Source organism: Rhizobium atlanticum (assembly GCF_030182485.1).
Classification (GTDB): domain Bacteria; phylum Pseudomonadota; class Alphaproteobacteria; order Rhizobiales; family Rhizobiaceae; genus Rhizobium.
Window position 1 is genome coordinate 1 of the sequence record NZ_JAQJCJ010000060.1, and the last position, 5,320, is coordinate 5,320.

Genomic DNA, 5,320 nt, shown 5'->3' on the forward strand with positions numbered 1-5,320 from the left:
AGTCGGCCCGTTCGCCGGACAAAGTCCGCTGCTTGCGACCGCCGACGCGGCCGGGCGTCAGAGCGCCGGTCTCCGCAAGGCGCTTCTTCCACTTCGAAACACAGGAGGGAGCAATCGCAAGTGCTGCTGCGATCGATCGTATCGTTTCTCCGGTGTTCAGGCGCGCCATCGCCCGTTCGCGAAGATCCTCAGAATATGGGTGCGTCATCCTTGCCGGCCGTCCTTTTCCGGTAGGACAGAGAATCATATTTCAGCTGATTTGCGAATCTGCGATTCTGAAAAATCGAAGCGTGCTCTAAGACGGTGCCGAGTGCCGCGTCGCCACAGCACTTTGCTAACACCGCCCGCCAGTAAAAGTCTGGATCGCGGAGGGCGCCTCTCCCTGAAATGTCCGCTGTTGCCTTCGTTAATCCTGCTTAGCGACGACTCGAACGTCCATCATTGGGAGTGCCGCTGAAGCTTCGCCAAATGCTCTGAACACACCGTCTCGACCAGCCCAAGCAATAAAGCGGTTCGCTGTGCGAGCCAGCCAAGAGCCTCCTCGCTGATCTCGAAATACTTTGAATAGCGCGCCTTTACATAGGCCTCGTTTAGCGTGTTGAACCACGCCCGCTCTCGATGCTGATCACGAGGGAAGGCTTCGGCAAGACGCCGGTCCTGCTCCTCAGCTAGCGAGCGCAAAAACTTGAGGTTGTGGGACGGAGGGCCGTAATTGGTGAGTGTCAGTAAAACACACGAGTAGGCCTGCTCGATGGATTGATGCATCAAAAAGGCTGCTTCATTGAACATGCTGCTCCGCATTGCAGAGCTTGCGAGGGTTTTTAGATTGATTGCCGTGGAGTATCTATGGTCGAAATGCTCCCTTGCTACCCGCAGCCGATCGGCTGGCGAAAGTGGCTTGGGCTCGGCAAGCGGTTCATCATCAAGCTCATAGAGAACGATACCCTCCTTGCGGATGTCGGAGAAGAAGTATTGCCCTTCCTTGAGGTAGGTGTTCACCTCTCGCCTGGAGTGGACAATGAAGCTCACAGGTGTTTCGATCGACTTGTCGTGGATCAGCCGGTCAGCCGCCTTGTTCCAGTACTCGGCGAACTCGCAGAGCTTGCGATTGTTGACGATGATTAGCAGATCGAAGTCCGAACGGTAACCCTTCATCGTGAAGGGCTCGTCTACCCAGCTGCCCTTGGCGTAGGAGCCGAACAGGATGATCTTCAGGATCCGGCCGCGCTTTTTGAACTCGGCCGTACCGTCCCTCAGCGCATCCTCGAATTCCTCGTGGAGGATCTCCAGAACACGGCCAATCTCGCGTTGTTTGCGGAGCGGCATATGGTTGAGGGACGACTTCATAGCACCATCGATAGGCGAAAGATCCTGCACCGTCTACGACAAGTTCTGCACGGCTTAGGCCATTTGCTTGGGTTTCCAGCTTTTCATGCGCTTGGTCGCTGTGTACCTCAACCCGCGGAGCTTAAAACAAGCAGTTCAAAACTTGCACATTATACTAACTTGAATTAGGCAGTAAAATGACATAGGTTGTGGTGATCGAAGACTACACGGTTGCAGAAAAAGCCCTCGAAACACGTTGTGGACGGGGCGGTGGCCTCTTCGGGTCGTGTATCCCCGGTAGCGACGGGCTTGCTGGTGCAACTTGATTCAAGGGGCAGGAGACATCATTGGCGATCATGTTTGTGAGGGCGCAGGTGATCAGTAGGGGCGCGGGACGCAGCGTCGTCGCGGCCGCCGCCTATCGCCATCGCACACGAATGATGGATCACCAGGTGGGCAGATCTTTCAGCTATCGCGGCGGGAGTCCAGAGCTGGTGCATGAGGAACTGGCGTTTCCTGAGCAGATACCCGCTTGGCTGCGCGAGCTGATCCACGGCTCTTCGGTCGCGAGAGCGAGCGAGGGACTGTGGAATGCCGTCGAGGCGTTCGAGACGCAGGCGAACGCGAGGCTCGCCCGCGAGCTGATCATCGCACTGCCGGAGGAACTGACGAGGGTGGAGAACGTCGCGCTGGTGCGCGAATTTGTGCGGGACACTGTAACCGCGACCGGGATTGTCGCCGATTGGGTCTATCATGACAAGGACGGTAATCCACACATCCATATGATGACTACATTGCGGGCGTTGACCGAAGATGGCTTTGGTCCGAAAAACTCTCCTATTTTGGAAGAAAATGGCGAGCCATTACGTCGCAAAAGAACCGGCAAGATCATCTATGAGCGCTGGGCAGGCGACAAGGAAACCTTGAAGGCGTGGAAGATCGCCTGGGCGGAAACAGCCAATCGGCATCTGGCGCTTGCCGGTCATGAGATCCGGCTCGACGGCCGCTCTTATGCCGAACAGGGTTTCGACGGCATTGCGCAAAGGCATCTCGGGCCGGAGAAGGCGGCATTGGCGCGAAAGAGGAGGGAGCTCTATTTCGCGCCAGCCGATCTCGCGCGGCGTCAGGAGATGGCAGACAGACTGCTGGCAGAGCCGGAGCTTTTGCTGACGCAGCTCGGCAATGAGCGCTCCACCTTCGACGAGAAGGATATCGCCAAGGCACTGCATCGCTATGTCGACGATCCAGCAGACTTCGCCAATATCCGTGCGCGGCTGATGGCGTCGGATGAACTTGTGATGCTGAAGCCGCAAGAGTTCGACGGAGAAACGCGCGAGGTCGCAGCCCCGGCAGTCTACACCACACGGGCGATGCTGCGCATCGAATACGACATGGCGCAGTCGGCGCGGGTTCTGTCGGAGCGAGCAGGCTTCGGCGTTTCGGCGCGGCAGGTCGATGCGGCGATCGAGCGCGTCGAAACCGGCGATCCCAAACATCCTTTTCGACTCGATGCGGAACAGGTCGATGCCATCCGCCATGTCACCGGCGACAGCGGCATTGCGGCTGTTGTCGGCCTTGCCGGCGCCGGCAAGTCGACGCTGCTGGCGGCAGCCCGCCTTGCCTGGGAAGGCGAGGGGCGCCGGGTGATCGGTGCCGCCGTTGCCGGCAAGGCGGCAGAAGGCCTGGAAGACAGTTCCGGCATCAAGTCACGAACACTCGCCGCCTGGGAGATGGCCTGGGCGAATGGACGCGATGCACTCCATCGCGGTGATGTGCTCGTCATCGATGAAGCCGGCATGGTGGCCTCGCAGCAGATGGCCCGTGTGCTTGACATCGTCGAGGAGGCGGGCGCGAAAGTCGTTCTCGTCGGCGACGCCATGCAGCTACAGCCGATCCAGGCGGGTGCTGCCTTTCGGGCGATCAGCGAACGCATCGGTTTTGCCGAGCTTGCCGGCGTGCGCCGCCAGCATGAAGAATGGGCGCGTGAGGCCTCGCGGCTCTTTGCCCGCGGCGAGATCGAGAAGGGCCTCGACGCCTATGCCCGGCATGGTCATCTTGCCGAGGCGGGCACGCGCGCGGAAACGATCGAGCGGATTGTTGGCGACTGGAGCCAGGCGCGCAGAGAGGCAATCGGTCGATCCGTTTCCGAGGGCAGGGATGGTCGGCTGCGCGGCGACGAGCTGCTCGTGCTTGCCCACACCAATGACGATGTCGGCAAGCTGAACGAGGCACTGCGTGCGGTGATGGCCGGCGAGGGTGCGCTTTCCGACAGCCGCACCTTCCAGACGGCACGCGGGGCGCGGGAGTTCGCCGTCGGCGATCGCATCATCTTCCTGGAGAACGCCCGCTTTCTCGAGCCGCGGGCCAGCAGTTATGGTCCGCAATACGTCAAGAACGGCATGCTCGGCACGGTCATCTCCACCGGCGACAAACGCGGCGAAGCGCTGATGTCGGTTCGTCTCGACAACGGCCATAAAGTCGTCTTCAGCGAAGACAGCTATCGCAATGTCGATCACGGCTATGCCGCAACGATCCACAAAGCCCAGGGCACCACCGTCGAGCGCACCTTGGTGCTTGCCACCGGCATGATGGACCAGCACCTGACCTATGTGGCGATGACGAGGCATCGCGATCGCGTCGATCTTTATGCGGCCAAAGAGGATTTTGAGCCAAGACCGGAATGGGGGCGCAGGCCGCGTGTCGATCATGCCGCCGGCGTGACCGGCGAGCTTGTCGAAACCGGAGAGGCCAGATTCCGGCCTGATGACGAGGATGCCGACGACACCCCCTATGCCGATGTCAGGACCGACGATGGAACCGTCCATCGGCTGTGGGGCGTGAGCCTGCCAAAGGCGCTTGAACAGGGTGGCATCTTGGAAGGCGACACCGTCACGCTGCGCAAGGACGGCGTGGAGCGGGTCAAGGTCCAGATTGCCGTTGTCGATGAAGAGACAGGTCAGAAGCGTTATGAGGAGCGGGAGGTCGACCGCAACGTCTGGACGGCCAGGCAGATCGAAACCGCCGAAGCGCGCCAGGACCGCATCGAGCGGGAAAGTCATCGGCCGGATCTGTTCAAGCAGCTCGTCGACCGGCTGTCGCGCTCCGGCGCCAAGACGACGACGCTCGATTTTGCAAGCGAGGCCGGTTATCGGGCTCATGCGGAAGACTTCGCCCGCCGCCGCGGGTTCGAGTATCTCTCGCTGGCTGCGGCCGAGATTGAGGGTGACATCTCGCGGCGCTTTGCGTGGATTGCCGCAAAGCGGGAGCAGGTGGAAAAGCTCTGGGAACGGGCAAGCATGGCGCTCGGCTTTGCGATCGAGCGGGAACGGCGCGTCTCCTACAGCGAGATGCGAACTGAATCCCACCCAACTGAACCCCAGCCAACTGAACCCAAGACCGTCCCGGGCGAAGCCCGTTATCTGGTCCCGCCGACCACCGACTTCGTCAGAAGCATTGATGAGGATGCACGGCTGGCGCAATTGTCATCCCCGGCTTGGAAGGATCGGGAAACGCTGCTGCGACCGGTGCTGGAGAAGATCTATCGTGATCCGGATGGCGCACTTGTCGCCCTGAATGCGCTTGCTTCAGATGCCGGCACCGAACCCCGCAGGCTCGCCGACGATCTTGCCGTGAGCCCCGGTCGGCTTGGCCGCCTGCGCGGCTCCGAGCTCATCGTCGACGGACGCGCAGAGCGTGAGGAGCGGAATGTCGCCTTGGCGGCTGTGACGGAATTGCTTCCCCTGGCCCGCGCCCATGCGAGCGAGTTCCACAGGAGCGCCGAACGGTTCGAGATCCGTGAGCAGGCGCGTCGCGCGCATATGTCATTGTCGGTCCCGGCACTCTCCGAAGGCGCCATGGCGCGTCTCATGGAGATCGAGGCGGTGCGCAACAGGGGCGGGGACGATGCTTATAAGACCGCCTTTGCCCTTGCCGCGAAGGACCGCACGGTCGTGCAAGAGATCAAGGCGGTCAGCGAGGCGCTGTCTGCCCGCTT

Annotated in this window: 3 protein-coding genes; 1 reads left to right on the forward strand and 2 read right to left on the reverse strand. The window is 60.9% G+C overall.

All coding sequences use genetic code 11. The features are described 5' to 3' along the window. Both PH551_RS32500 and PH551_RS32505 read right to left on the reverse strand, forming a co-directional pair. Nucleotides 1-208 (reverse strand): helix-turn-helix domain-containing protein (locus PH551_RS32500; RefSeq protein WP_285194838.1); only part of this gene is annotated, 208 nt, incomplete at its 3' end. Between the two features lie 230 nt (nucleotides 209-438). Further along, nucleotides 439-1,347, reverse strand: coding sequence for a nucleotidyltransferase and HEPN domain-containing protein (locus PH551_RS32505; protein ID WP_285196379.1), 909 nt, complete (start codon nucleotides 1,345-1,347; stop codon nucleotides 439-441). Nucleotides 1,348-1,673: 326 nt separating this feature from the next. Here PH551_RS32505 and traA point away from each other — a divergent pair. Further along, nucleotides 1,674-5,320: Ti-type conjugative transfer relaxase TraA (gene traA / locus PH551_RS32510; RefSeq protein WP_285196378.1), on the forward strand; the 3,647-nt coding region annotated here is incomplete at its 3' end.

What these genes read in the sequence shown, in the direction of transcription:
- PH551_RS32505 (WP_285196379.1), bottom strand. Translation starts at nt 1,347, where the DNA reads ATGAAGTCGTCCCTCAACCATATGCCGCTCCGCAAACAACGCGAGATT.